Annotated in this window: 22 protein-coding genes; 12 read left to right on the plus strand and 10 right to left on the minus strand. The window is 74.5% G+C overall.

Going from position 1 to position 24,421, the window contains the following annotated elements; translation table 11 throughout:
* The first annotated feature begins 4 nt into the window (after positions 1-4).
* From PH190_RS03895 to PH190_RS03915, 5 genes are all read left to right on the plus strand, one after another.
* The gene (locus PH190_RS03895) at positions 5-904 is read left to right on the plus strand and encodes a glutamate ABC transporter substrate-binding protein (RefSeq protein WP_274230184.1); all 900 of its coding nucleotides are present in this window, start codon (positions 5-7) and stop codon (positions 902-904) included.
* A 68-nt stretch (positions 905-972) separates the two neighbouring features.
* A complete protein-coding gene (locus PH190_RS03900) occupies positions 973-1,617 on the plus strand; it encodes an amino acid ABC transporter permease (RefSeq protein WP_274230185.1) in 645 nt (214 codons plus the stop codon).
* Positions 1,614-2,471, plus strand: coding sequence for an amino acid ABC transporter permease (locus tag PH190_RS03905; RefSeq protein ID WP_274230186.1), 858 nt, complete (start codon positions 1,614-1,616; stop codon positions 2,469-2,471). The genes PH190_RS03900 and PH190_RS03905 overlap by 4 nt, the downstream gene beginning before the upstream one ends.
* A 76-nt stretch (positions 2,472-2,547) precedes the next feature.
* A complete protein-coding gene (locus PH190_RS03910; protein WP_274230456.1) occupies positions 2,548-3,063 on the plus strand; it encodes a GNAT family N-acetyltransferase in 516 nt (171 codons plus the stop codon).
* 82 nt (positions 3,064-3,145) lie between these two features.
* Entirely contained in the window at positions 3,146-3,787 is a 642-nt protein-coding gene (locus tag PH190_RS03915; RefSeq protein ID WP_274230187.1) for a DUF3592 domain-containing protein, read from the plus strand.
* Positions 3,788-3,864: 77 nt separating this feature from the next.
* Here PH190_RS03915 and PH190_RS03920 read toward each other — a convergent pair whose 3' ends face one another.
* The 3 genes from PH190_RS03920 to PH190_RS03930 are packed head-to-tail and all read right to left on the minus strand — an operon-like array spanning position 3,865 to position 7,591.
* Complete coding sequence (locus tag PH190_RS03920; protein ID WP_274230188.1) at positions 3,865-4,734, minus strand: succinate dehydrogenase/fumarate reductase iron-sulfur subunit; 870 nt, start codon at positions 4,732-4,734, stop codon at positions 3,865-3,867.
* A gap of 2 nt (positions 4,735-4,736) precedes the next feature.
* Positions 4,737-6,755 carry a fumarate reductase/succinate dehydrogenase flavoprotein subunit gene (locus tag PH190_RS03925; protein ID WP_274230189.1) on the minus strand — a complete coding sequence of 673 codons (2,019 nt, stop codon included), beginning with the start codon at positions 6,753-6,755 and terminating at the stop codon, positions 4,737-4,739.
* The gene (locus PH190_RS03930; RefSeq protein ID WP_274230190.1) at positions 6,755-7,591 is read right to left on the minus strand and encodes a hypothetical protein; all 837 of its coding nucleotides are present in this window, start codon (positions 7,589-7,591) and stop codon (positions 6,755-6,757) included. Before PH190_RS03930 ends, PH190_RS03925 begins: the two co-directional genes overlap by 1 nt.
* Before the next feature lie 299 nt (positions 7,592-7,890).
* Between PH190_RS03930 and PH190_RS03935 the strand changes: the two genes are divergently transcribed.
* Positions 7,891-8,358, plus strand: coding sequence for a GNAT family N-acetyltransferase (locus PH190_RS03935; protein WP_274230191.1), 468 nt, complete (start codon positions 7,891-7,893; stop codon positions 8,356-8,358).
* 8 nt (positions 8,359-8,366) lie between these two features.
* Here PH190_RS03935 and PH190_RS03940 read toward each other — a convergent pair whose 3' ends face one another.
* The 3 genes from PH190_RS03940 to PH190_RS03950 all read right to left on the minus strand — a co-directional run bounded on the left by PH190_RS03940 (position 8,367) and on the right by PH190_RS03950 (position 10,551).
* A complete protein-coding gene (locus tag PH190_RS03940; RefSeq protein ID WP_337993792.1) occupies positions 8,367-8,969 on the minus strand; it encodes a regulatory protein RecX in 603 nt (200 codons plus the stop codon).
* A gap of 89 nt (positions 8,970-9,058) precedes the next feature.
* Positions 9,059-10,099: a recombinase RecA gene (gene recA, locus PH190_RS03945; protein WP_274230192.1), complete on the minus strand. Its 1,041-nt coding sequence runs from the start codon at positions 10,097-10,099 to the stop codon at positions 9,059-9,061.
* A gap of 257 nt (positions 10,100-10,356) precedes the next feature.
* On the minus strand, positions 10,357-10,551 hold the full coding sequence (locus PH190_RS03950; protein WP_274230193.1) for a DUF3046 domain-containing protein: 195 nt from the start codon (positions 10,549-10,551) through the stop codon (positions 10,357-10,359).
* A 97-nt stretch (positions 10,552-10,648) separates the two neighbouring features.
* On the opposite strand from PH190_RS03950, the gene PH190_RS03955 reads away from it, so the two are divergent.
* Positions 10,649-10,789 (plus strand): hypothetical protein, encoded by a 141-nt coding sequence (locus PH190_RS03955; protein ID WP_274230194.1) that lies wholly within the window; start codon positions 10,649-10,651, stop codon positions 10,787-10,789.
* Between the two features lie 21 nt (positions 10,790-10,810).
* Here the strand turns inward: PH190_RS03955 and PH190_RS03960 are convergent, their stop codons facing one another.
* Both PH190_RS03960 and PH190_RS03965 read right to left on the minus strand, forming a co-directional pair.
* Positions 10,811-11,482 carry a GAP family protein gene (locus PH190_RS03960; RefSeq protein ID WP_274230195.1) on the minus strand — a complete coding sequence of 224 codons (672 nt, stop codon included), beginning with the start codon at positions 11,480-11,482 and terminating at the stop codon, positions 10,811-10,813.
* Positions 11,479-12,705, minus strand: coding sequence for a patatin-like phospholipase family protein (locus PH190_RS03965; protein ID WP_274230196.1), 1,227 nt, complete (start codon positions 12,703-12,705; stop codon positions 11,479-11,481). Before PH190_RS03965 ends, PH190_RS03960 begins: the two co-directional genes overlap by 4 nt.
* Positions 12,706-12,775: 70 nt before the next feature.
* Here PH190_RS03965 and PH190_RS03970 point away from each other — a divergent pair, with 70 nt between their 5' ends.
* Entirely contained in the window at positions 12,776-17,527 is a 4,752-nt protein-coding gene (locus PH190_RS03970; RefSeq protein WP_274230197.1) for an ATP-dependent helicase, read from the plus strand.
* An 85-nt stretch (positions 17,528-17,612) separates the two neighbouring features.
* Complete coding sequence (locus PH190_RS03975) at positions 17,613-18,599, plus strand: hypothetical protein (RefSeq protein ID WP_274230198.1); 987 nt, start codon at positions 17,613-17,615, stop codon at positions 18,597-18,599.
* A gap of 114 nt (positions 18,600-18,713) precedes the next feature.
* Here PH190_RS03975 and PH190_RS03980 read toward each other — a convergent pair whose 3' ends face one another.
* Complete coding sequence (locus PH190_RS03980) at positions 18,714-19,526, minus strand: IclR family transcriptional regulator (protein WP_274230199.1); 813 nt, start codon at positions 19,524-19,526, stop codon at positions 18,714-18,716.
* A 104-nt stretch (positions 19,527-19,630) separates the two neighbouring features.
* Entirely contained in the window at positions 19,631-21,145 is a 1,515-nt protein-coding gene (locus tag PH190_RS03985; protein ID WP_274230200.1) for a M28 family metallopeptidase, read from the minus strand.
* A gap of 152 nt (positions 21,146-21,297) precedes the next feature.
* On the opposite strand from PH190_RS03985, the gene PH190_RS03990 reads away from it, so the two are divergent.
* The 3 genes from PH190_RS03990 to PH190_RS04000 all read left to right on the plus strand — a co-directional run bounded on the left by PH190_RS03990 (position 21,298) and on the right by PH190_RS04000 (position 24,419).
* Positions 21,298-23,100, plus strand: coding sequence for an MFS transporter (locus tag PH190_RS03990; RefSeq protein WP_274230201.1), 1,803 nt, complete (start codon positions 21,298-21,300; stop codon positions 23,098-23,100).
* A gap of 78 nt (positions 23,101-23,178) precedes the next feature.
* Positions 23,179-23,499 carry a hypothetical protein gene (locus tag PH190_RS03995; protein ID WP_274230202.1) on the plus strand — a complete coding sequence of 107 codons (321 nt, stop codon included), beginning with the start codon at positions 23,179-23,181 and terminating at the stop codon, positions 23,497-23,499.
* Between the two features lie 44 nt (positions 23,500-23,543).
* Entirely contained in the window at positions 23,544-24,419 is an 876-nt protein-coding gene (locus tag PH190_RS04000) for a DNA-formamidopyrimidine glycosylase family protein (protein WP_274230203.1), read from the plus strand.
* Positions 24,420-24,421 lie beyond the last annotated feature (2 nt).

The raw sequence follows: 24,421 nt of genomic DNA on the forward strand, positions 1-24,421 counted from the left end.
TCGAATGGGACGTCTCGTCTCACTCCGCACCCTGGGCGTGCTCCTCGCGGTGCTCGCGATGGCGTTCGGCGCCGCGTGCGGTCGCGAGGGCAGTCCGGGAGGCCAGCCCGTGGCGGGGTCGCCCGTCGCCCAGAACGTGCAGGTCCCGGGCTCGCCGACGTTCGCGGCGATCCAGCAGCGCGGCGGGCGCCTCGTGCTCGGCGTCAAGAACGACCAGCCGGGCCTCGGTATCCAGGACCCGACCACCGGCCAGTACACCGGCTTCGACATCGAGATCGGCCGGATGGTCGCCGCCGGGCTGGGCGTACCGCCCGAGCAGATCGAGTACCGGGTCATCCCGTCGGCGGCCCGCGAGGACGCGATCTCGCGCGGCGACGTCGACCTCTACGTCGGCACCTACACGATCAACAACAGCCGCAAGCAGCGCGTGGGCTTCGCCGGCCCGTACTTCGTCGCCGGCCAGGACCTCCTCGTCCGCGCCGACGACCAGTCGATCACCGGCCCGCAGACGCTGCAGGGCAAGCGGGTGTGCTCGGCGACCGGCTCGACCCCGATCCAGCGGGTCCGCGAGCAGAACCTCACGCAGAACGTGGTCGAGTTCCAGAACTACTCGCAGTGCGTCGACGCCCTGCGCGGCGGTCAGGTCGACGCCGTGACCACGGACAACGCGATCCTCGCCGGCTACGCCGCGCAGACGCCCGACCAGCTGCGCGTCGTCGGCCAGACGTTCTCCCAGGAGCCGTACGGGATCGGCATGAACCGCGACGACGCGGCGATGCGCGCCAAGGTCAACGACCTGTTGCAGGCCGCCGAGAACGACGGCACCTGGACGCGGCTCTACAACGAGACGCTGGGCCGCTCCGGCACCCCGGCCCCGCAGCCCCCGCCCATCGAGCGCTACTGAGCCATCCGCGCCCCGTGGGTGTCCGCCCCGCCCGGGCGAGCACCCACGGGTCGGCGGAGGGAGGGCCCATGGACGTCCTGTTCGGCAACCTGCCGGAGTACCTCACCCGCTTCGGCGGCACGATCGGCCTGTTCGTCCTGTCCGCGATCGCGTCGCTGATCCTCGGCGTCGTGCTGGCCGCGATGCGGGTCAGCCCGGTCCCCGCCATGCGCATCACGGGCACGGCCTACGTGACGCTGCTGCGCAACACCCCGCTGACCCTCGTGCTGTTCTTCTTCGCGCTCGGGTTCACGAAGCTCTTCTTCTACCTGCCGTTCTTCCTCCTCGCCGTGATCGGCCTCTCGCTCTACACCGCGGCGTTCGTCTGCGAGGTCGTGCGCGGCGGGATCAGCACCGTCTCCGCCGGTCAGGCCGAGGCGGCCCGGGCGCTGGGGCTCGGCTTCAGCCAAACGCTGACGGTCGTCGTGCTGCCGCAGGCGGTGCGCTCGGTGATGCCGCCGCTGACCAGCGTCCAGATCGCCCTGCTCAAGAACACGACCGTCGCCGCCGGCTTCTCCGTGTTCGAGGCCGGCGGCTTCTACCGGGCCGTCAACGAGCAGGGCGGTTCGACGCTGGTGGCCCTGCTGTGGGTCGCGCTGGGCTTCATCGTCCTGGTCATCCCCCTGACGCTGCTGCAGCGGCGCCTCGAGAAGCGCTGGAGCGTGGCCCGGTGAGCGCCCCCACGGCGGTCCTCTTCGACGTCCCGGGGCCGAAGGCGAGGGCCCGCAACACCACCGCCGGGGTCATCACGCTGCTGGTGGTGGCCGCCCTCGTCGGCGTCGTCATCTGGCGGCTGGCGGCGACCGGCCAGCTCGACGCCCGCGCGTGGGAGTGGATCCTCTACGAGAACGTCCAGCTCGCGCTGCTCGACGGGCTGGTCAACACCCTGCGGGCGTTCGCGTCCGGTGCCGTGCTCGCGCTGGTCCTCGGTGCGGCGCTCGCCCTCGGGCGGCTCTCCGACCACTCCTGGTTGCGCTCCTTCTCGACGGGGATCGTCGAGCTCTTCCGGGCGGTGCCCCTGGTCGTGCTGATGTTCCTCTTCTACTACGGCATGCCGTCGGTCGGGATCACGGTCTCGACCTACGCCGCCGTGGTGCTGGGGCTGACGCTCTACAACGGCGCCGTCCTCGCCGAGGTCTTCCGCGCGGGCGTGCTCGCCGTGCCGCGCGGGCAGTCGGAGGCCGCCTACGCCCTGGGCCTGCGCAAGTCCGGCGTCATGCGGCTGGTGCTGCTGCCGCAGGCGATCCGCTCGATGCTCCCGGCGATCGTGAGCCAGCTCGTGGTGCTGCTCAAGGACTCGGCCCTGGGCTTCCTCATCACCTACCCGGAGCTGCTCTTCCAGGCCCAGTTCCTCGGATCCAACGCGACCCTGGGCTCGCCGCTCATCCCGGTCGCGATGGTGGTCGCGGTCATCTACATCGCGCTGTGCCTGGTGCTGTCGGCGCTGGCCACCTGGCTCGAGGCCCGGACGCGACGCAACCCGAACGTCCTCACGGTGGCGCCGACCGAGCGCCCGGACGACGCGTGACCACCGGCGGGAGGGGGCCCGCCGTCGACCGCGGGGCAGCGCGGTGACGTCCGGCGCCCACCCGTCGGCACCGCTGGTGCTCCGCGCCGCACGCGGCGACGAGCTCGACCTCCTCCGGCAGGTCGAGATCGCCGCCGGGGCGGTGTTCCGCGAGGTCGGGATGGACGAGATCGCCGACGACACCCCGCCCTCCACCGTCGTGCTGCAGGGCGCGCGGGACCGCGGCGGGCTGTGGGTGGTCGCCGACGCCGGCCGACCCGTCGCATACCTCATGGACGACGTCGTCGACGGCGAGGCGCACCTCGAGCAGGTGTCGGTGGACCCCTCCCACGCCCGGCGCGGGATCGGGGCGTCGCTGGTCGAGGACCTGGTGGCCCGCGCCCGCGCGGCGGGGCGGTCGGCGATCACGCTGACCACGTTCGTCGACGTCCCGTGGAACGCGCCGTACTACGCCCGGCTCGGGTTCCGGGCGCTGGACGACGACGAGCTCGGCCCGGGCCTGCGCGCCGTTCGCCGGGCCGAGATCGCCCGGGGGCTGGACCGCTGGCCCCGGGTCGCCATGCGCCGCGATCTCACCGTCGGTGATCGCTGACGGCTCTCAGAGCTTCCTCAACGGTGTCGACTCACGACTACTGCTACTCTCTGTGCAACTCAAGGCGGACAAGGAGTGGCAGATGGGTGATGTCGAGGAGCTGCCGCCCGGCTACGTCAGGCCCACGCGCGCCGGGCGTGTGGGGTACGCCGTCGCCACGCTGGGATTCGTGTGCGGCACCGTCTTCCTCCTGTGGCAGGGCGGCTCGGCCACCTGGGACGCGCTGATGCTGGCGGTGCGCGGCGAGGTCGTCTCCGCCCGGGTGGTCGAGGTCGACCTGCACACGAAGATGGGCATGGCGGACGAGCTCGACGTCGTCCCCGCCGGGACCACGATCCCGGTGGAGATCAGCACCTTCCGCGAGGACATCCCCGTGGGCGCCGTGGTCGACGTCGTCGTCGACCCGGCCGACCCCACCCGCGCCGACCTCGAGTCCGACGGCTGGCCCTGGCTCGCCACGACCATGCCGTTCTTCATCGCCCCGTTCGCCGCGCTGCTCGCACTCCTCATGCTGGGCTTCGCCTGCGGCCAGCCCGTGTACCACCGCGAGCTGGATCCCGGCGCCGAAGACCCCGACGAGCCGGCCAGCGCCTCCGACGAGCCGACCGCCGTCACGGACGAACCCGCCGGCGGGGCGACCCGCGGGACCACCGGCGGGGCGACCCGCGGGACCACCGGCGGGACGACCGGCGACGGGACCGCTGCCCCACCCCGGGACGGCTGAGCCCGCGCGCACCCGACGCCCGAGCCCGGCTGACCCGTGTCCCCGGGACACGGGTCCGCCGCGCGGCTCGGGGCGACTCAGGCCTGGGCCCCGCCCCGCTGCTCGATGTGCCCGATGCGGTCGGCGTCGAGCGCGGAGCCGTTGTCGGGCCCCGGGGCGTCGAGCGAGCGGGCGCCCGCCGGCCCGCGCTGCTCCAGCTCCTGCCGCTTGAAGATCTTCTTACCGAGCCACACCAGCGGGTCGTACTTCCGGTCGACGACGCGCTCCTTCATGGGGATCAGCGCGTTGTCGGTGATCTTGATGTGCTCGGGGCAGACCTCGGTGCAGCACTTGGTGATGTTGCAGTAGCCGAGACCGTGGTCCTCCTGCGCGTCCTCCTTGCGGTTGCGGACGTCGAGCGGGTGCATGTCCAGCTCGGCGATCCGCATGAGGAAGCGCGGGCCGGAGAACGGCTCCTTGTTCTCCTCGTGGTCGCGCACCACGTGGCAGACGTTCTGGCACAGGAAGCACTCGATGCACTTGCGGAACTCCTGCGAGCGCTCGACGTCCACCTGGGACATCCGGTACTCGCCGGGCGCGACACCCTCGGGCGGCGCGAACGCCGGGACCTCGCGCGCCTTGGCGTAGTTGAAGTCGACGTCCGTGACGAGGTCGCGGATCACCGGGAACGTCCGGATCGGCGCGACCGAGATCTCCTCGTCCTCGCCGAACGTCGACATCCGCGTCATGCACATCAGCCGCGGACGCCCGTTGACCTCGGCGCTGCACGAGCCGCACTTGCCGGCCTTGCAGTTCCAGCGCACCGCCATGTCGCCGGCCTGGGTGGCCTGGAGCCGGTGCATGATGTCGAGGACGACCTCGCCCTCCTCGACGTCCACGCGGTAGTCGACGAAGTCGCCGCCCTCCGCGTCGCCCCGCCAGACCTTGAACTTCGCCTGGTAGCCCATGCCTACGCTCCCCCTCCGGTGAGCTCGCCGCCCGGGTCGCCGCCCGCGTCCTCGGTGCCGCGTTCCGTGCGCGGCGGCGCGTCCGAGCGGTGCCCGCCCAGCTCGTCGCCGGTGTAGTACTTCTTGAGCTCGTCCATCTCGAACAGGTCGAAGAGGTCGGAGCGCATGGCCGGCTGGCCCTGGTGCTCGAGCTGCACCTCACCGTCGCGCAGCGAGCAGACGAGCAACTCGCGGCGCCAGTTCTCGTCCATCGTCGGGTAGTCGTCGCGGGTGTGGCCCCCGCGGCTCTCCTGCCGCTCGAGCGCGGCCATCGCGATGCACTCGCTGACCATGAGCATGTTGCGCAGGTCGAGCGCGAGGTGCCAGCCCGGGTTGTAGGCGCGGCGCCCGTCAACCGCGACCCGCGGGATGCGGTCGGCGAGCTCGTGGAGCTTCTTGAGCGCCAGCTCCATCTCGTCGGCCTTGCGGATGATGCCGACGAGGTCGTTCATCGTCTGCTGCAGTTCCTGGTGCACCGTGTAGGCGTTCTCGCCGCCGGAGTTCTCGATCGGGCGCAGCACGTCCTCGCGGGCCGCCGTCACCGACTCGTCGGACACGGTCGGCACGGAGCCGCCGAGCCCGTCGAGGTACGCCGCCGCCCCGGCGCCCGCGCGGCAGCCGAAGACCAGGAGGTCGGACAGCGAGTTGCCGCCGAGCCGGTTGGAGCCGTGCATGCCGCCCGCGACCTCGCCGGCCGCGAACAGACCCGGCACCGCCGACGCCGCCGTGTCCGGGTCCACCTCGACCCCGCCCATGACGTAGTGGCAGGTCGGGCCGACCTCCATGGGCCCGGCGGTGATGTCGACGTCGGCCAGCTCCTTGAACTGGTGGTACATCGACGGCAGGCGCTTGGTGATCTCCGCGGCAGGCATGCGGCTGGAGACGTCGAGGTAGACGCCGCCGGCGGGCGACCCGCGCCCCTCCTTGACCTCGTTGTTGATCGCGCGCGCGACCTCGTCCCGGGGCAGGAGCTCGGGCGGGCGCCGGTTGTTGTCCGCGTCGGTGTACCAGCGGTCGCCCTCGTCCTCGCTGGTCGCGTACTGCTCGCGGAACACCTCGGGGATGTAGTTGAACATGAAGCGCTCGCCCTCGGAGTTCTTGAGGACGCCGCCGTCACCCCGGACCGACTCGGTCACGAGGATGCCCTTGACGCTGGGCGGCCAGACCATCCCCGTGGGGTGGAACTGGACGAACTCCATGTTGAGCAGCTTCGCCCCGGCGCGCATGGCCAGCGCGTGGCCGTCACCGGTGTACTCCCACGAGTTGCTCGTGACCTTGAACGACTTGCCGACACCGCCGGTCGCGAGCACCACCGCGGCCGCGTGGAAGCAGACGAGGTCGCCGGTGGGGCGGCGGTAGCCGAAGGCGCCGGCGATCCGGTCGCCGTCCTTGAGCAGCTCGGTGATCGTGTACTCGTGGAAGACCGCGAGGTCGGACTCGTAGTCGCCGGTGCGCGCGAAGTCCTCCTGCTGCAGCGAGACGATCTTCTGCTGCAGGGTGCGGATCAGCTCGAGGCCCGTGCGGTCGCCGACGTGGGCCAGGCGCGGGAAGTTGTGCCCGCCGAAGTTCCGCTGGCTGATCTTGCCGTCGGGGGTGCGGTCGAACAGCGCCCCGTAGGTCTCGAGCTCCCAGACGCGCTGCGGCGCCTCCTTGGCGTGCAGCTCGGCCATGCGCCAGTTGTTGAGGAACTTCCCCCCGCGCATGGTGTCGCGGAAGTGGACCTCCCAGTTGTCGCGGGGGTTCGCGTTGCCCATCGAGGCCGCGATGCCGCCCTCGGCCATGACCGTGTGGGCCTTGCCGAACAGCGACTTGCAGATGATCGCGACCCGCTTGCCGCGCAGGCGGGCCTCGATCGCGGCGCGCAGACCCGCGCCGCCGGCGCCGATGACGACGACGTCGTAGGTGTGGTGGGTGACGGCGGTGTCGCCGGTCGCCTCCGCCTCGCTGGCCTGGAAGGCCGTGGTGGTTCCGGGGTCGGTCATCAGTTCACGATCCGCAGGTCGGAGATGGTGCCGCTCGCGACGAGCATGACGTAGAAGTCGGTCAGGATCAGCGTCCCGATCGTCAGCCAGGCGAACAGCATGTGCCGGGTGTTGAGCTTCGAGATCGTCGTCCACAGGCGGTAGCGCACCGGGTGCTTCGAGAAGTGCTTGAGACGCCCGCCGGTGACGTGGCGGCACGAGTGGCACGACAGCGTGTAGAGCCACAGCCCGATGACGTTGATCAGCAGGATGAGCGTGCCGAGCCCCAGCCCGAACGACGTCTGCCCGGTGATCGGGTCGGTGCTCTGGAACCCCAGCACCATGTCGTAGGTGTTGAGGATCGAGATCAGGAACGCGACGTAGAAGAAGTACCGGTGCGCGTTCTGCAGGATCAGCGGGAACCGCGTCTCACCGCTGTAGGTGGTGTGCGGCTCCGCGACCGCGCACGCGGGCGGCGACGCCCAGAACGCCCGGTAGTACGACTTCCGGTAGTAGTAGCACGTTAGCCGGAACAGCAGCAGGAACGGCAGCGAGACCAGCGCGTAGGGCAGGAACCACGGCATCTCGCCGAACCACTGGCCGAGGTGGCTGGCCTCCGGGATGCACGAGGCGCTCACGCACGGCGAGTAGAACGGCGAGAGGTAGTGGTACTGCTCGACGTAGTACGCCGAGCCCCAGAGCGACCGGATCGTCGCGTAGACGACGAAGGTCGCGAGCCCCAGCGCGTTCGCCAGCGGCGGCAGCCACCAGCGGTCGGTGCGCAGGGTGCGCTGTCGGATGTCGGGTCGCCCCGGCGCCGGTGGCCGGTACGTCCCGGAGTCGTGTGTGGTGGTCACGGCACCGGTCCTCGTCTTGGTCCTCGTCTGCGGTGACGGGCGCACATCGGCGGGTCGTGCCGCCGACCGACCCGGCCGGTGGCGACGCGTTCCGCGGAGGCGACGCTCTGTGGTGCGCCGCACACTACGACGCGTCAAACCCCCATGTCGCCCGGGTCACCCTCGTGCCACGGCGTGACGATGGACACTTCGGTGATCGTCTCCCCCGGCAGCCCTCGTCCTGCGGGGTCGCGGTGGCGCCCGTCGGGTCACCGCGGCCCCGTCCCGCGGCAGGGGCCACCCGGGACGAAGATGGCGTCGTGGCCGACTCGGTACCCCTCTACACCCCGCGGCTCGTGCTCACCCCGGCGACCGACGCCGACGTGCCCGACCTCGTGGGTCACTACCGGGACCCCGACGTGCGCCGGTTCCTCTGGGACGGCGTCGAGGTCGACGACGCCGCCGTCGCGGAAGCGGTGCGCGCGGCCGGCGAGGCCCGGCCCGGCATCGGCCTGTGGGTGATCCGGGAACGCGAGGACGGCCCGCTCGAGGGCAGTTGCGGGACGCGGACCAACGGTGAGGAGGTCGAGCTCGTCGTCAGCCTGGCCCGGCAGCGCTGGGGCCGCGGCTGGGCCACCGAGGCGGCCCGGGCGGTGCTCGACCACGCGACCGCGCACGGTGTCCGCCAGGTGATGGGCTACGTCGACGAGGGCAACGACGCCTCCGCCCGGCTCCTGCGCCGCCTCGGCGGCACCGGCGGCCCGCACCGGTGGACCCTCACGTCCTGAACGCGCCGTCAGTCGTGGTCGGCGGCCTCGTGGAGGGCCTCGAGGGTGTCCTCGGCGGCGTCGCGCTCGGCGAGCGCCTCGCGGACCACGGCGTACGCGACGCCCGCGTCGTAGCCCTTGCGGGCGAGCATGCCGACGAGGCGGCGGGCGGCCACGGCGTGGTCGAGCCGGGCCATCGCGGGCAGCTTGCGGTCGACCAGCTCGCGGGCACGGGCGCGCTCGTCGTCACGCCCGATCTCGTCGACGGCCGCGCTCGCGGTCTCCCGGTCGACGCCCTTGCGGTGCAGCTCGCCGGCCAGCGCCCGCTTGCCGAGCCCCTGGTGGCGGTGCCGCGACGACACCCACTGCTCGGCGAACGCGGCGTCGTCGACCAGCTTGGCCGCGGCCAGCCGGTCGAGCACGCGGCGCGCGACGTCGTCCTCGACGCCGCGACGGGCCAGACCGTCGGCCAGCTCGGCCCGGGAGCGGGCACGGCTGGTGAGCAGGTTCAGGCAGATCGTGCGCGCGACGGACTCGGGGTCGGCGGGCGGGTCGTCGCCGGCCGCGTGCGTGCTGCCGGCGGCGTGCGTGCTGCCGGCGGCGTGCGTGCTGCCGGTGCCGTCGGGGTCCACGGGAGCGGACGACTCCGGCGCGCGCCCCCGCGGCGTCCGGCGCCGCCCGACCCCCTCGCGGGCACCCCCCTGGCGGCCGGCCACGCCGATCAGAAGTCGACCGGGGCGGGCGCGCTGTCGTCGGCGTCGAGCTTCGGCCCGATGCCGAGCTTGTCCTTGATCCGCTTCTCGATCTCGAGCGCGACGTCCGGGTTGTCCTTGAGGAACTTGCGGGCGTTCTCCTTGCCCTGCCCCAGCTGGTCGCCCTCGTAGGTGTACCAGGCCCCCGACTTGCGGACGATCGCCTGCTCGACACCCATGTCGATCAGCGAGCCCTCCTTCGAGATGCCGTGGCCGTAGATCATGTCGAACTCGGCCTGCTTGAACGGCGGGGCCACCTTGTTCTTCACGACCTTGACCCGCGTGCGGTTGCCGACCGCGTCGGCGCCGTCCTTGAGCGTCTCGATGCGGCGGATGTCGAGGCGGACCGAGGAGTAGAACTTCAGCGCCCGGCCACCCGTCGTGGTCTCCGGGGAGCCGAACATGACCCCGACCTTCTCGCGCAGCTGGTTGATGAAGATCGCCGTCGTGCCCGAGGCGTTCAGCGCACCGGTGATCTTGCGCAGCGCCTGGCTCATGAGGCGCGCCTGCAGACCGACGTGGCTGTCGCCCATGTCGCCCTCGATCTCGGCGCGCGGCACGAGCGCGGCCACCGAGTCGACGACGATGACGTCCAGGGCGTTCGACCGGATCAGCATGTCCATGATCTCGAGCGCCTGCTCACCGGTGTCCGGCTGCGCCACCAGCAGCGCGTCCGTGTCGACCCCGAGCGCCTTGGCGTACTCCGGGTCGAGCGCGTGCTCGGCGTCGATGAACGCCGCGATGCCGCCCTGGGCCTGGGCGTTGGCGACCGCGTGCAGCGTCACCGTCGTCTTGCCCGAGGACTCCGGCCCGTAGATCTCGACGACCCGGCCCCGGGGCAGCCCGCCGACCCCGAGAGCCACGTCGAGCGCGATCGATCCGGTGGGGATGACGTTGATCGGCGCGCGGCCCTCGTCCCCGAGGCGCATGACCGAGCCCTTGCCGAACTGCTTGTCGATCTGCGCGAGGGCGAGCTCGAGCGCCTTGTCGCGATCCGGTGCCTGTGGCATGGGGTGTCACCTCGGTGTCAGGGGGTCGACTCTCGGACGCCGACGCTAGGCGGAGGGTCCGACAGCGCGGTGGCGGAGCCGGTCGCCCTGGGGACGGACGGGACGGTTGTGGACGGACGGCGGCGGCGCTGGGGCCGCTGCACGACCGTACGGAGGAGGGTAGACGAACACGTGTTCGATCCGGGAGGCCGGCAGGGTCCGGGCGTGTCGGGCGCCGAACGGCGTCCTCACCGGCGCTCACCGGCGCTCACCGGCGCTCACCGGCGCTCGGTGGGCACCTCGAACTCCGCGCACACCACCCGCCAGACGTCGCGGGGCTCGTCACCGTCCTCGAGGGCCTGCTCGACGGTGCGCCCGCCGAGGCCGCCGAAGACGTGGTCGCGGGAGATCGACGCGGCGCGGACGCCGCCGAACTCCTCGTCCATCAGCTGCCGGAAGTGAGTCAGCCGCACGGCTCCACGATAGGTCGGCGCCCGGGGGCGCCCGACCCGCCCCGGAGCAGAGCCGGAGCAGCGCCTGATCGTGACGAACCGGGCGTAGCCTCGGGTCGTGGCCGTCCCCGACCTCCCGCTCGCCGCCACGTCGTTCGACCCCACCGGGGGCACGCTGAGCACGATCGTGGCGATCCTCGGGCTCCTCGCGGCGCTCGTGCTGCTGCTGCGGTGGTGGTTCCAGAACCGGGGGCGCTGACCGGGCGCGACCCGGAGGTCCTCAGGCCAGGAGACCGGTGAGCGCCTTGACCAGCAGGTAGACGCCCACCGCCCCGACCAGCAGCGCCAGCAGCACCCGCGCGTGGCGCCGTCCCCAGGCGTGCAGCGAGCGCACGGTCCCGAGCGTCCGGTCGGGGCGCAGGGCCACGAGCAGCAGGGCGCCGACGGGCACGGTGAAGCGCAGCAGCGTGTAGACGGCGACCTGGGCGATGCCCGAGACCGCCGACGGATGGGTCTGGAGGATCGCGACGAGGGCGGCCAGGTAGTACAGGCCCGGGAGGTTCGTCGCGAACCCTGCGGCCCCGGCCAGCGGGACGGTGGGGGCGCGCAGCCGGCGTTCGAGGGCCGGCGGGACGACGCTGCTGCGCGCGGGCCGGGTCCGGGCGCGCCGCAGCTCGCGACCGGACAGGCGCAGGAGGGCCCAGAGGACGGCCACGGCGCCGAGGACGAGGTCGACGAGCAGCCGCCCGGTGGTGTCGTCCGCCTCGCGCGTCCCGGTGTGCAGCCAGGTCACGACGACGACGCCGACGCCGAGGGTCACGACGACGCCGGCGGCGACGTAGGCGAGCAGGAGCCGGCGCGGCTGATCGGTGAGCAGGAAGGCGTAGACGATCGCGAGCGGGACGCCGCGGACCGCGCTGAGCAGGCCCAGGACCAGGGCCTCGGGGCTCACCGCTCGTTCTCCGGCACCGGCCCGAGACCCAGGGCGACGAGGTGCGTGCCGACGAACACGGCGGTCAGCACGCCGGGCGCGCCGGCGGTGGTCACGCGCCACGTGACCTCGTCGCCGACCAGCTCCTTGCGGGTCGGGTCGCGCACGACGGTGCGGGCGAGGAACGCGACGGGGTCGTCGGGCGCGTCAGGGATCGTGACCACGGCGTCGACGAGCAGCGCGCGCAGCGCCGCGACGTCGCCGTCGGTCCAGGCCCGCTCGAAGCGCAGGGCGGCGAGGAAGACGTCGGCCTGCTGGCGGCCGCGACGGCGCAGCTCGCGCAGGAAGGCCACGTCGCGGTTGACCTTCGACGCCGCGCCGAGCAGGCCCGCGCCGGGGGTGCGGGTCAGCTCGAGGACGCGGACGGCGACCTGCCGGTAGCCGCTCTCCGGGACGAGGGTGCCGGCGGCGAGGAGCTGGTCGATCCGCTCGATCGACGCCAGCTCCTGGTAGAGGGAGAGGTTGCCGGCGAGCTCGTTGCGCCGGTCGGCGATGTCGAGCGTGGTGCGCGGCTCGTCGTCGCGGCGCGTGGGGTTGATCTGCACGACCCACAGCTCGTCGGGGTCGTCGTCGAGCAGCGGCGCCACCGGCGGGTTCTGGGAGAACAGGCCGTCCCAGTAGGCGCCGCCGTCGAGGCGGACCGCGCGGAACAGGGTCGGGATGGCCGCGGAGGCGAGCACGGTGTCGGCGGTGATCACGTCACGGCGGCTGTCGAAGGCGCGGAAGGCGCCGCTGAGCACGTCGACCGCGCCCAGTACGAGGCGCGGGTGGCGGGCGTCGGTGTCCACCCCGAACGCGTCGAGGTCGACGTGGCGGCGCACGAGCCGGCGGAACTCCGCGCGCCCGTCGAACGGCGGCGGGAGGAGGTAGGGGTTGAGCGGCGGGGCGAGGCCCACGCTCTGCGCGAGGCCCGCGCCGACGGCGACGGCGTTGCCGAACCGCTCGAACGGCCCCCGCGCGGCGTTGTCCTCCCAGAAGGCCTCGAGCACCTCCGGCGCCCGGTCGAGCCGGCCCTCGCGCAGCACCGACCACACGAGCAGCGCGTTGATCGCCCCGCCCGACGTGCCGCTGACGGCCACCACCTCGTCGCCGTCGAACGCCCCGCGCCGCACCCAGCGCGCCACCACGCCCGCCGTGAACGCGGTGTGGCTGCCGCCGCCCTGGAACGCGAGCGCGATCCTCATCCCGCCACGCTAGGGGATCACCGGTGTCGCCGCGGGCGTCGTTGTCGGGGGTCGCGGGCACCATGGACCCATGGACGTCCTCGACCGCTTCTCCCCCGCGACGCGCGACTGGTTCACCGGCGCGTTCGCGGGCGCGACGCCCGCGCAGACGGGCGCGTGGGAGGCGGTCGCCGAGGGGCAGCACGCCCTGGTCGTGGCGCCGACGGGGTCGGGCAAGACGCTGGCGGCGTTCCTCTGGGCGCTCGACCGGCTGGCCACCACGCCGCCGCCCGAGGAGCCGACGCGCCGCTGCCGCGTCCTCTACGTCTCGCCGATGAAGGCGCTGACGGTCGACGTCCAGCGCAACCTGCGCTCGCCGCTGGCCGGGCTCGGCCAGGCGGCCCAGCGCCTGGGCCTCGCCCGCCCCGACGTCACCGTCGGGTCGCGCACCGGCGACACGCCCGCCGACGAGCGGCGCACCTTCAACCGCACGCCGCCCGACATCCTCGTGACGACGCCGGAGTCGCTGTTCCTGCTGCTCACCTCGGCGGCGCGGGAGTCGCTGCGCGGGGTCGACACGGTGATCGTCGACGAGGTGCACGCGGTGCTCGCCAGCAAGCGCGGGGCACACCTCGCCCTGTCCCTCGAGCGCCTCGACGCCCTGCTCGACGCGCCGGCCCAGCGCATCGGGCTGTCGGCGACGGTGCGCCCGATCGACGAGGTGGCCGCGTTCCTCGGCGGCGGCCGCCCGGTGCGGGTCGTGGCGCCCGAGACGGCGAAGACGGTGCAGGTGCGCGTCGAGGTGCCGGTCGAGGACATGGCGGCGCTCGACGACGGGCCAGTGAGTCAGTCGGGCCCGGGGGTCGAGGAGGAGGTCGAGGGCTCGGCGGCCGGGGCGGCCCAGCGCGCCTCGATCTGGCCCGCGGTGCAGGAGCGCATCCTCGAGCTGGTCGGCGAGCACCGCTCGACCATCGTGTTCGCCAACTCCCGGCGGCTGGCCGAGCGGCTCACCGCACGGATCAACGAGCTGGCCACCGAGCGGGCCCACGCCGCGGCCGAGCAGGCGCCGGTGGAGCTGGACGAGGAGAGCCACGACACCGACGACGAGGCCGACGAGCTCGCGCCGGTCATCGGGCCCTTCCCCGCCGAGGCGGTCGGCCAGTCGGGCGTCGCCGAGCCCGCCGAGGTGATCGTCGCCCGCGCCCACCACGGGTCGATGAGCCGCACCCAGCGCACCAACGTCGAGGAGGCGCTCAAGTCGGGCCACCTGCCGTGCGTGGTCGCGACGTCGAGCCTCGAGCTGGGCATCGACATGGGCGCGGTCGACCTGGTGATCCAGGTGGAGGCGCCGCCGTCGGTGGCGAGCGGGCTCCAGCGCGTCGGGCGCGCGGGCCACCAGGTGGGCGCGGTCTCCACCGGGGTCGTCATGCCCAAGTACCGGGGCGACCTGGTGTCGTGCGCGGTCGTCGCCGAGCGCATGGCCGGCGGGGCGATCGAGGCGATGCACTACCCGCGCAACCCGCTCGACGTCCTCGCCCAGCACGTCGTGGCCATGACGGCGATGGAGCCGTGGTCGGTCGACGAGCTGACCGCGCTGGTCCGCCGGGCCGCGCCGTTCGCGGGGCTGCCCGACTCGGCGCTGGGCGCCGTGCTCGACATGCTCGCCGGGCGCTACCCCAGCGACGACTTCGGGGAGCTGCGCCCCCGCATCACGTGGGACCGGGTGACCGACCAGCTCGCCGGCCGCCCCGGCGCCCAGCGCCTCGCGGTCACCAGCGGCGGCACGATCCCCGACCGCGGGCTCTACACGGTGGTGACGCCGGGGTCCGGGGAGGGCGGCACGGGCGGGTCGCGGGTCGGCGAGCTCGACGAGGAGATGGTCTACGAGTCCCGCGTCGGCGACACGTTCCTGCTCGGCTCGACGAGCTGGCGGGTCCTCGACATCACGCGCGACCGGGTGGTCGCCGAGCCCGCGCCCGGTGTCCCGGCGCGGATGCCGTTCTGGAAGGGCGACGCCCCGGGCCGGCCACTGGAGCTGGGCCGGGCGCTCGGGGCGTTCGTCCGCGAGGTCGCGGCCGCCGACGAGGAGGCGGCGCGCGGGCGGGCGCAGGCCGCCGGGCTGGACGACTGGGCGGCGGACAACCTGCTCGCCTACCTGCGCGAGCAGAAGGAGGCCACGCGCCACGTCCCGAGCGACCGGGCGATCGTCGTCGAGCGCTTCCGCGACGAGCTGGGCGACTGGCGCCTCGTCGTCCACTCCCCCTTCGGCGCGCAGGTCAACGCGCCGTGGGCGCTGGCGATCGCGGCGCGGTTCCGCGAGCAGCGCGGCCTGGAGGTCTCGGCGGCGAGCGCGGACGACGGCATCGTCCTGCGCCTGCCCGACGCCCTCGACGACAGCGGCGAGGAGATCCTGCCGACGGCCGAGGACGTGCTGCTCGACCCGGACGAGGTCGAGCAGATCGTCACCGGCGAGGTGAGCAACTCGGCGCTGTTCGCCGCGCGGTTCCGCGAGTGCGCGGCCCGCTCTCTGCTGCTGCCGCGCCGCGACCCCACCCGCCGCACGCCGCTGTGGCAGCAGCGCCAGCGCGCCGCGCAGCTGCTCTCGGTCGCGAGCCGGTTCGAGCAGTTCCCGGTGGTGCTCGAGACGATGCGCGAGGTCCTCCAGGACGTCTACGACGTCCCGGGCCTCACCGAGCTGATGCGCGACGTGCGCTCGCGGGCGGTCCAGGTGGTCGACGTCGCCACGGCGAGCGCCTCGCCCTTCGCGCGGACGCTGATGTTCGGCTACGTCGGGATGTTCCTCTACGAGCTCGACGCGCCGCTGGCCGAGCGGCGGGCCGCGGCGCTCTCGCTCGACTCGACGCTGCTCGCCGAGCTGCTGGGCTCGGAGGCCATCCGCGAGCTGCTCGATGCCGAGGTGCTCGCCGAGATCGAGGGCCAGCTCCAGCGCACCGATCCCGAGCGCCACGTCCGCGACGCCGAGGGCACCGCCGACCTGCTGCGCTTCGTCGGCGACCTCACCACCGCCGAGGCGGCCGCCCGCGGAGTGCAGGAGGAGTGGCTCACCGAGCTCGAGGCGGCCCGGCGCGCCATCCGGGTGCGGGTCGCCGGCGAGGAGCGGTGGATCGCCATCGAGGACGCCGGCCGGTTCCGGGACGCGCTCGGCGCGGGCCTGCCGGTCGGGGTGCCCGAGGCGTTCACCGAGCCGGTCGCCGACCCGCTGGGCGACCTGCTGGCCCGCTTCGCCCGCACCCGCGGGCCGTTCCCGGTCGCCGCGCCGGCCCACCGGTTCGGGCTGGGCGTGGCCGTGGTCGGCGGGGTGGTCGACCGGCTGGTGTCCTCCGGGCGGCTGGTGCGCGGCGAGCTGCGCCCCGAGGGGTCGCCGCCGCTGCCGGGGGTGCCGGCCGACCCGCCCGCCTCGGGTCCCGACGCCTGCGACGCCGAGGTCCTGCGCCGCCTGCGCCGCGGCTCGCTGGCCCGGCTGCGCGCCGAGGTCGAGCCCGTCGAGCCCGCCGCCCTCGGCCGGTTCCTGCCCGCGTGGCACGGGGTGGGGCGGCGCATCCGCCGGGCGCCGGGTCCCGACGACGTGCTCGGTGTCGTCGAGCAGCTGGCCGGCGCGCCGATCCCGGCCAGCGCGCTCGAGAGCCTCGTGCTCCCGGCCCGGCTGCCCGGCTACTCGCCCGCGCTGCTCGACGAGCTCACCAGCGCCGGCGAGGTCACGTGGACCGGCTGCGGCACCCTCGCGGGCGGCGACGGCTGGCTCGCGGTGGCGCCGACCGACCTCGCCGACCTCCTGCTCCCCGACCCGGAGCCCGACCTCGCCGACACCCCGGTGCACCGCGCCCTGCTCGAGACGCTCCAGGCCGGCGGCGCGCTGTTCTTCCGCCAGCTCGGCGAGCGCACCCACGCGGTGCTGCGGGCCGCGGGCGAGTCGGAAACTGCCATGCCCGACGACGCCGCGCTGGTCGCCGCGCTGTGGGACCTGGTCTGGGCGGGCCTCGCCACCAACGACACGCTCGCCCCGGTGCGGGCGCTGGTCGCCGGCGGCGGCTCGCGCGGGTCCGGCGGGTCGCGGGGTGGCGCCCACCGCCAGCGTCGGGCGGGGGCGCGGGGCCGCTACGCCCGGCTGGGGCGGGCGCCGATGCCCTCGCGCACGGGGCCGCCGACGGCCGCCGGGCGCTGGTCGGGGGTGCCGGCGCGCGAGGCCGAGCCCACCCGGCGGGCCCAGGCCCGCACCGAGGCGTTCCTCGAGCGCCACGGCGTGCTCACCCGCGGCGCGCTCGACACCGAGCGCGCCACCGGGGGCTTCGCCGGCATCTACCCGGTGCTGCGGGCGATGGAGGAGAACGGGCGCGCCCGCCGCGGCTACGTCATCGAGGGGCTCGGCGCGGCGCAGTTCGCGGTGCCCGGCGCCATCGACCGGCTGCGGGCCGAGTCGCGCGACGAGGACTCCGGTGGCGCGCCGACGGCCCTCGTGCTCGCGGCCACCGACCCCGCCCAGCCCTGGGGTGCGGCGCTGGAGTGGCCGGCGACGGTCGCGAGCCAGGACGGCGGCACCTCCCACCGGCCGGGCCGCAAGGCGGGCGCGCTGGTGGTGCTCGTCGACGGCGAGCCCGGCATCTACGTCGAGCGGGGCGGCAAGTCGCTACTGAGCTTCACCACCGACCGCGAGGCCCTCGCCGCCGGCGCGTCCGCGCTGGCCACGGCCGTGCGCGAGGGCTGGCTGGGCAGCATCGCGGTGGAGAAGGCCGACGGCTCCGGCGCGCTCGACGGCGTGCTGGCCGAGGTCCTCACCGAGGCGGGGTTCCGCCACAGTCCCAAGGGGCTGCGGCTGCGCGCCTGAGGCCACCGCACCCTCCCCGCGCGCCACCGCCGGCGCCACGGCAGGCTGGGCGTCGACACCGAGCAGCCGACGAGCAGGGAGTGTCATGGCACTGGCGTGCCCGACGTGTGAGGAGTCGGCGGCCGAGTACCTCGGCATGGCCGACGACGGCCGCAACATGATGCGGTGCACCGCCTGCGGGCACGAGTGGGTGCTCGGCGCCAAGCCGGTCTCGCCGCGGGCGATCAGCCAGACCACGCGCTCGCGCTCGACCACCACGAGCAAGAGCGGCACCAGGAGCACGCGGACCCCCGCGAGCCGGGCCCCCACCCGCTCGTCGACGTCGGTGACCGGCTCGGCCGGGCGGACGGCGGGCACGCGCGGCCCGGTGCGGCCGGCGCGCGGCACCGAGGACGTCGAGACCGCGCGGCGGCGCTTCACCGCGACGGCGCACGACGTGCCGCCCGAGCGCTGGCGGGTGATCGAGGGCCTGCGCCGCGAGTTCCTCGCCGACTTCCCGCACCCCGACGAGGAGGCCGGCCGCTACCGCGACGTCTACCGACAGGCGTTCGAGGCCGACGCGCTGCCGTACACGACGCCGATGGCGCTCAAGGACTTCGCCAACAGCAAGGTCGTCGCCCGCCCCGGCAACATGAGCCGCTTCAACGACGAGTGGCGCGCGCTGGGCAACGTGGCGGCCGCGGAGGCGTTCCGGGGCGTCATCGACCACCTGCTGCGGGGCGAGGATCCGCCCGCGCCGGAGGACCGGCTCACCGAGCTGATCACCTCCGACGCGCCGCCGGCGATGCCCGGTTTCCGCGAGGCGATGCTGACGCGCGTCCTGTGCATCGCCGAGCCGGAGCGCTTCCTGCCGATCTTGATCTACACCAGCCCGGCCGGCGGCAAGCGCGAGATCGCCCGGCAGGTGTTCGGCATCGAGCTGCCCGCGCCCGAGACGTCGTCGCAGACCATCGGCCGGCTCGCCTACTGGAGCAACGACCTGCTCGTCGGGCTGATCGGCGACCGGTTCGTCGACCTCGACCACGCCCGCCAGTTCCTGTGGTGGGTCAAGGACCACCCGGACCTCACGTAGCCGCCGCCCGCCGACGAGGGTGGCGCGCCCACCCCGGAGGCAGCGAACGCGCTGTTCGCTGCGCTAGAAGCAGCGAACAGCGCGTTCGCTGCACCCCACGTCGGGCGCGGCGGGTCAGGGGGTCTCGCCGAGCCAGCCCAGGCGGGTGGAGAGCTCCTCGGCGGCGGAGCGCAGGTCGGGCACGATCGCGCGGGCCCGGCGGCGCGGCAGCCGGTAGGCCGGGCCGGCGGCGGAGAGCGCCGCGACGACGTCGCCGGCCGCGCCCCACACCGGGACGGCGACCGCGTGCAGCCCGACCTCGAGCTCCTCGAACGAGCGCGCGTGGCCCTCGTCGACGACTCGCGCGAGCTCGGTGCGCAGGGCGGCCGGCTCGGTGATCGTCGACTCGGTGTAGCGGGGCAGGCGGCGGCGCAGGAAGGTCCGGCGCTCGGCGTCGCCCATGTAGGCCAGCAGGACCTTGCCGGCCGAGGTCGCGTGCAGCGGGGTGCGCCGGCCCACCCAGTTCTGCGTCGTGATCGACGCGCTGCCGAACTCCTGGGCGACGTTGATGGCCGCCTCGCCGTCGTGGACGGCGAGGTTGCAGGTCTCCCCGACGAGCTCGGCGAGCTGCTGGCAGGTCGGCTGGCCGAGCCGGGCGATGTCCATCCGGCCGGTCGCCGACGCCGCGAGGCGCACGACGCCGAACCCGAGCGCCACCTTCCCGCGGTCCCCGAGCTGCTCGAGCATGCCGCGGCGAGCGAGGGCCGCGACGAGGCGCGAGGCCGTCGACTTGTGGACCCCGAGCTCCTCGGCGAGCTCGGTGATCCCGACCTCGCCGCGGGCCGCGACCACCTCGAGAGCTGTCACCGCCCGGTCGACCGAGCGGACGAGCGAGGGCTCGCTGCGCTCACGACCGGACCCGCCGTCGTCGCCGTCGGTGGACGTCATCACCCTCCATCCTCGCCGACCAGGGGGACCCGGACGGCGAGCGGGGGGCCGTTCAGCCCACCCGACGCGGCCTCGGGTTGCGGATCACGCAACCCTACCGGGTCTCAGCGGGTCTGGCGCTGGTCGCGCGAGGGGACGCCGTTGGGGCCTCCGAGGTCGACGGCGTAGGTGCCGACGCCCACCGCGAGGGCGTCGAGCATCCGGTCGAGGGCGACGCGGTCGATGTTCGCCAGGGTGTCGCAGGCCTGGTGGTAGCACCGGTCGAACGGCTGGTCCGCCTGGCCGCCCCAGAGCGCGGCCTCCTCGGGCGTCTTGACCTCCTCGGCGCCGGTGAAGAGCCCGCCCGCGGGGATGCCGGCCGCGATGAAGGGGCCGTAGTCGGAGCGGCCGTCGAAGTCGGTGCCGCGGGGCTGCACCCCGGTCGCGGCCAGGGCGCCGGCGAGGGTGCGCTCGATGCCGTCCGAACCGCCCGGCCCCGGCGGCGCGCCCTGCCGGTCGGAGTCGTCGCCGTCGTAGACGAGGTAGGCCGGGTTCGGCGAGCCCAGCATGTCGGAGTTGAGCACGACCGCGATGTCGCGGCGCGCCTCGGGCGTCAGCCCCTGCACGTAGGCCGTCGAGCCGAGCAGCCCGACCTCCTCGGCGCCCCACCACGCGAAGCGCACGGCGTTGGCGACCGGCGGGGCGCTGCCGAGGCGCAGGGCGACCTCGAGCTGGGCGGCCGATCCGGAGCCGTTGTCGTTGATGCCCGGGCCCTCTCCGACCGAGTCGAGGTGGGCGCCGCTCAGGACGACCTCGTCGGTGCGGCCCGTGGTCGTCTGGGCGACGACGTTGCGGGTGGTGATCGTCTGCGAGCGGGTGACGAGCGTGACCGTCGCCGGCGTGCCCGCGCGGGCGAGCAGGGCGTCGAAGTCGGGCGCCACGAGCCCGCCGGTGGGCAGGCGGCCGTCGGCGACCGAGCCGAGGGTGCCGCCGAGCGGGCCGGGCGCGTTGTTCCCGACGAGCACCGCCGCCGCGCCGACCTCCGCCGCGACCTGCTGCTTCTGCGTGAACGTGCACGTCCCCCGGCGGACGAGGAGCACGGCGCCGCGGGCCGGGAGGTTCGCGTAGTCGGTCGCCTCGCAGCCCGGCGACGGGTCGGCCGGGGCGTCGGGGGCCGCGACCAGCGGGCCGGTGACGCCCTCGGGCGGGGTGGTCGGCGAGTAGGTCAGGGCGGTGACCGCGGGTCCGGGGGCGCCGCCGACGGACAGCGTCTGGGCCTCGGCGCTGAAGGTGTCGAACGGGAAGCTCGGCGTCTCCACCCGGAACCCGGCCGCCCGCAGCCGGCCCGCGACGTACTCGACGCTGGCGTCGTAGCCCGGCTGCCCCGCGGCGCGGTTGCCGCCGTTGGCGTCGGCGAGGCGCTGGAACTCCTGCAGGTGCGCGAACGCGCCGTCGCCCGTGGCCTGCTCGGCGAGGCGCCGCGCGAGGTCCCGGTCGGGCGCCAGGCCGGCGGCCGCGGGGCTGCTCGAGGTGGCGGCCGTCGGGGCGGCAGCGCCGTCGCCGGAGCCGCAGGCGGTCACGACCGCGAGGAGGGCGCTGAGGGCGAGGGCGGTGACGGCCCCCCGACGCGTCGCGATCATGCTCACGGACGGTAGCGGATGGTCCGGGACGTCGTGACACGAACCACCCGAGGGCCCGTCCGTGGCGACGAGGTTCACCTCCGTCCGGAATACCCGCCCGCTACAGTTGGTTGGCACAGCCAACGATCTCGTCGCCGTCCCGAGGAGGGTGCGTGCCGCAGCCCGAGGCACCGGAGGCGGCCCGTCCCCGCCCGGCAGTGGTGGTCACGGTCCTGTCGTCGGTCGGCCTGGTCGCGGCGCTCTGCATGACGCTCGTGGTGCCGCTGGTGCCGCAGCTCCCCCAGCTGCTCGGGACGTCGACGGCCACCGCGTCCTGGGTCATCACCGCGACCCTGCTCGCCGGCGCGGTCGCGACGCCGATCGCCGGGCGTCTCGGCGACATGGTCGGCAAGCGCCGCGTGCTGCTCGGGACGCTCGGCCTGCTCGTCGTCGGCTCGGTGCTGTGCGCGGTGAGCACGGACCTCGTGCCCGTCCTCGTGGGCCGCGCGCTGCAGGGCGTCGCGGTCAGCGCGGTGCCGCTGGGCATCAGTCTCATGCGCGACACGCTCCCGCCCGCGCGCCTCGGCTCGGGGATCGCGCTGATGAGCGCGACGCTGGGCATCGGCGGCGGGCTCGGGCTGCCGCTGGCGGCCGTCATCGTCGAGGTCGCCGACTGGCACGCCCTGTTCTGGGTCGCGGGTGCCCTGGGGCTCGCCGGGCTCCTGCTCGTCGCGATCGTCATCCCGGAGTCGGCGACCCGCTCGGGCGGGCGGTTCGACACCGGCGGCGCGGTCGGGCTCTCGATCGGGCTCATCGGACTGCTGCTCGCCGTCTCCAAGGGCGGCGAGTGGGGCTGGACCAGCGCGGCCACCCTCACCTCGGCCGGCGTGGCCGTCGTCGCCCTGCTCGCCTGGGGCCTCTACGAGCTGCGCGTGCGCGACCCGCTGGTCGACCTGCGGCTCAACGCCCGCCGCGCGGTGCTGCTGCCGAACCTCATCTCGATCCCCGTGGGCGTCGCGATGTTCACGGGCATGGTCGTCTTCCCCCAGCTGCTCTCCGCGCCGCTCGCGTCGGGGCACGGGCTGGGGCTCAGCCTGCTCGTCGCCGGCCTGACGCTGGCGCCGAACGGCCTCGTCATGATGCTCATGTCGCCGGTGACGGCCCGCGTCTCCGCGGCCTGGGGCCCGCGCGCCTCCCTGCGGATCGGCCTGGTCGTCATCGCCGTCGCCTACGGCGCGGGCACGTTCCTGCTGTCGGCGGCGTGGCAGGTCTCGCTGGTCATCGCGGTGATCGGCGCCGGGGTGGCCCTGGCCTACGGCTCCCTGCCGGCGCTGATCATGCGCGCGGTGCCCACCACGCGCACCGCCGCCGCGAACGGGCTCAACACCCTCATGCGCTCGATCGGCACCTCGACCGCCTCGGCGGTGGCCGCCGTGGTGCTCTCGGCGTCGACGATCCCGGTCGAGGGCACGCTCGTGCCCTCTCTCGGGGCGCTGCGGACCACGCTGCTCATCGCCGCGGGCTGCGCGCTGCTCGCGCTGGTCGTGAGCCTCGCGGTGCCGAACCTGCCCGAGCCGACCGAGCACGTGGAGCGCGTCGGGCCCGAGGAGCCCGACCAGCACGACGAGCCCGTCGAGGCCGCCGAGCCCGGGCCCGCGTCGCGTCCCCTCGTCCGCGGCCGGGTCCTCGACGACCACGGCGTGCCGGCGACCGGTGCCCGGGTGACGCTCGTGGGCCACGACGGGCGCCAGCTCGCCGTCACCCCCGTCGACCCCGACGGCGCCTTCGCCGCCGACCCGGGCGCCGACCGCCCCGTGCTGGTCATCGCCGGGCTCACCGGCGCCCAGCCGACCGCGGTGCACGTGGCGCCGGGGCAGGACACCCTCGACCGGCCGCTGGTGCTCGCCCGCATCCCGGACCCGCTGGCGGAGATCCCCGAGGTCGCCCGTCCCGCCGGCTGCCCCTCGCCCTCCTGATCCCGCCCGGGCGCGTTCGGCGCGCCCGGTGGCGGGGCACCCCGTGGACTCCTGACGACGACGGAGCCGGAGGGACGCATGTCCAGCGACGACACCCCGGTGGTGGCGGTCCGCCAGGCCATCTCGGCGCTGCGCGCGGGCACGGTGACGCGCCCGCTCGACACCGAGGACCTCGCGATGCTCGGGATCGAGGCGCGGGCGCTGCTCGAGCAGCTCGTCGACGTGCTGCAGAGCGTCGACCGCGCGACCACCGATCCGCGCGATCCCCACAACCGGGACCTCGCCACGCTGCGCGAACGCCTCTCCGGCGCCCTGGCCCCCGGGCCGTTCACCGGCGACCCCCGCGACGGGGTGGACGCGGAGGCGGTCGCCGCGCGCTCGGGCACGCCCGACGACTGATCCGCGGATCCGCGGCGTCGGGCCCGCGGTGGGACGATGGCGGGGTGCCGGAGGGTGACACCGTCTTCCTCGCCGGTCGGCGGATGCACGACGCGCTGGCCGGCGGGACCCTGACGCGCGGGGAGCTGCGGCACCCGCGGCTGGTGGAGCACGACCTGGCGGGCCGCACGGTGCTCGAGGTCGTCAGCGTCGGCAAGCACCTCTTCACGCGCTTCGACGACGCCACGAGCCTGCACAGCCACTTCCGCATGGACGGGTCGTGGCACCTCTACCGCCCCGGGCGCCCGTGGCGGGGCCCGGAGCACCAGGTGCGGGCGATCCTCGAGGTGCCCGAGCGCGTGGCCGTCGGCTTCCGGCTGCACGACCTCGACCTGCTGCCCACCGCGCGCGAGGACACCTGGGTCGGGCACCTCGGCCCCGACCTGCTCGGCGGGTCGTGGGGTCCCGACGACGCCGCCGAGGTCGAGCGACGCCTGCGCGCCGACCCCGCCCGCGAACTGGGCGCCGCGCTGCTCGACCAGCGGGTGGCCTGCGGCGTCGGGAACCTCTACAAGGCGGAGATCTGCTTCCTGCTGGGCGTCTCGCCGTGGACGCGGGTCGGTGACCTGACGGAGAAGCAGGTCCACGACGCCGTCGCCTGGGCCCACAAGCTGCTGGTCCGCAACGCCTGGCGCCCCGAGCAGTCGACCACCGGCGACCTCGGTGAGGGCGCCCAGCACTGGGTGTTCGAGCGCGGCGGCCGGGGCTGCCGGCGCTGCCGCGATGTCGTGCGCACCGCCGGGCAGGACGACGGATCCCCGGACCGCGAGGACCGGATCGCCTACTTCTGCCCCACCTGCCAGCCCGGGCCCCACCCGCCGCTGGAGCGCCGCCGCGGCCGCCGGCCCCAGCAGCAGTCGGGTCGCCAGGCCCGCTACTGAGC

This window comes from Actinomycetospora straminea, from assembly GCF_028737255.1.
GTDB lineage: Bacteria > Actinomycetota > Actinomycetes > Mycobacteriales > Pseudonocardiaceae > Actinomycetospora > Actinomycetospora straminea.

Excerpts from the sequence above, each read along its gene's own strand:
- PH190_RS03925 (WP_274230189.1), bottom strand. The coding sequence starts at position 6,755 with ATGACCGACCCCGGAACCACCACGGCCTTCCAGGCCAGCGAGGCGGAG.
- PH190_RS03985 (WP_274230200.1), bottom strand. The coding sequence starts at position 21,145 with ATGATCGCGACGCGTCGGGGGGCCGTCACCGCCCTCGCCCTCAGCGCC.
- PH190_RS03965 (WP_274230196.1), bottom strand. The coding sequence starts at position 12,705 with ATGAGGATCGCGCTCGCGTTCCAGGGCGGCGGCAGCCACACCGCGTTC.
- PH190_RS03970 (WP_274230197.1), top strand. The coding sequence starts at position 12,776 with ATGGACGTCCTCGACCGCTTCTCCCCCGCGACGCGCGACTGGTTCACC.
- PH190_RS03915 (WP_274230187.1), top strand. The coding sequence starts at position 3,146 with ATGGGTGATGTCGAGGAGCTGCCGCCCGGCTACGTCAGGCCCACGCGC.
- recA (WP_274230192.1), bottom strand. The coding sequence starts at position 10,099 with ATGCCACAGGCACCGGATCGCGACAAGGCGCTCGAGCTCGCCCTCGCG.
- PH190_RS03995 (WP_274230202.1), top strand. The coding sequence starts at position 23,179 with ATGTCCAGCGACGACACCCCGGTGGTGGCGGTCCGCCAGGCCATCTCG.
- PH190_RS03975 (WP_274230198.1), top strand. The coding sequence starts at position 17,613 with ATGGCACTGGCGTGCCCGACGTGTGAGGAGTCGGCGGCCGAGTACCTC.
- PH190_RS03900 (WP_274230185.1), top strand. The coding sequence starts at position 973 with ATGGACGTCCTGTTCGGCAACCTGCCGGAGTACCTCACCCGCTTCGGC.
- PH190_RS03895 (WP_274230184.1), top strand. The coding sequence starts at position 5 with ATGGGACGTCTCGTCTCACTCCGCACCCTGGGCGTGCTCCTCGCGGTG.
- PH190_RS03920 (WP_274230188.1), bottom strand. The coding sequence starts at position 4,734 with ATGGGCTACCAGGCGAAGTTCAAGGTCTGGCGGGGCGACGCGGAGGGC.
- PH190_RS03980 (WP_274230199.1), bottom strand. The coding sequence starts at position 19,526 with ATGACGTCCACCGACGGCGACGACGGCGGGTCCGGTCGTGAGCGCAGC.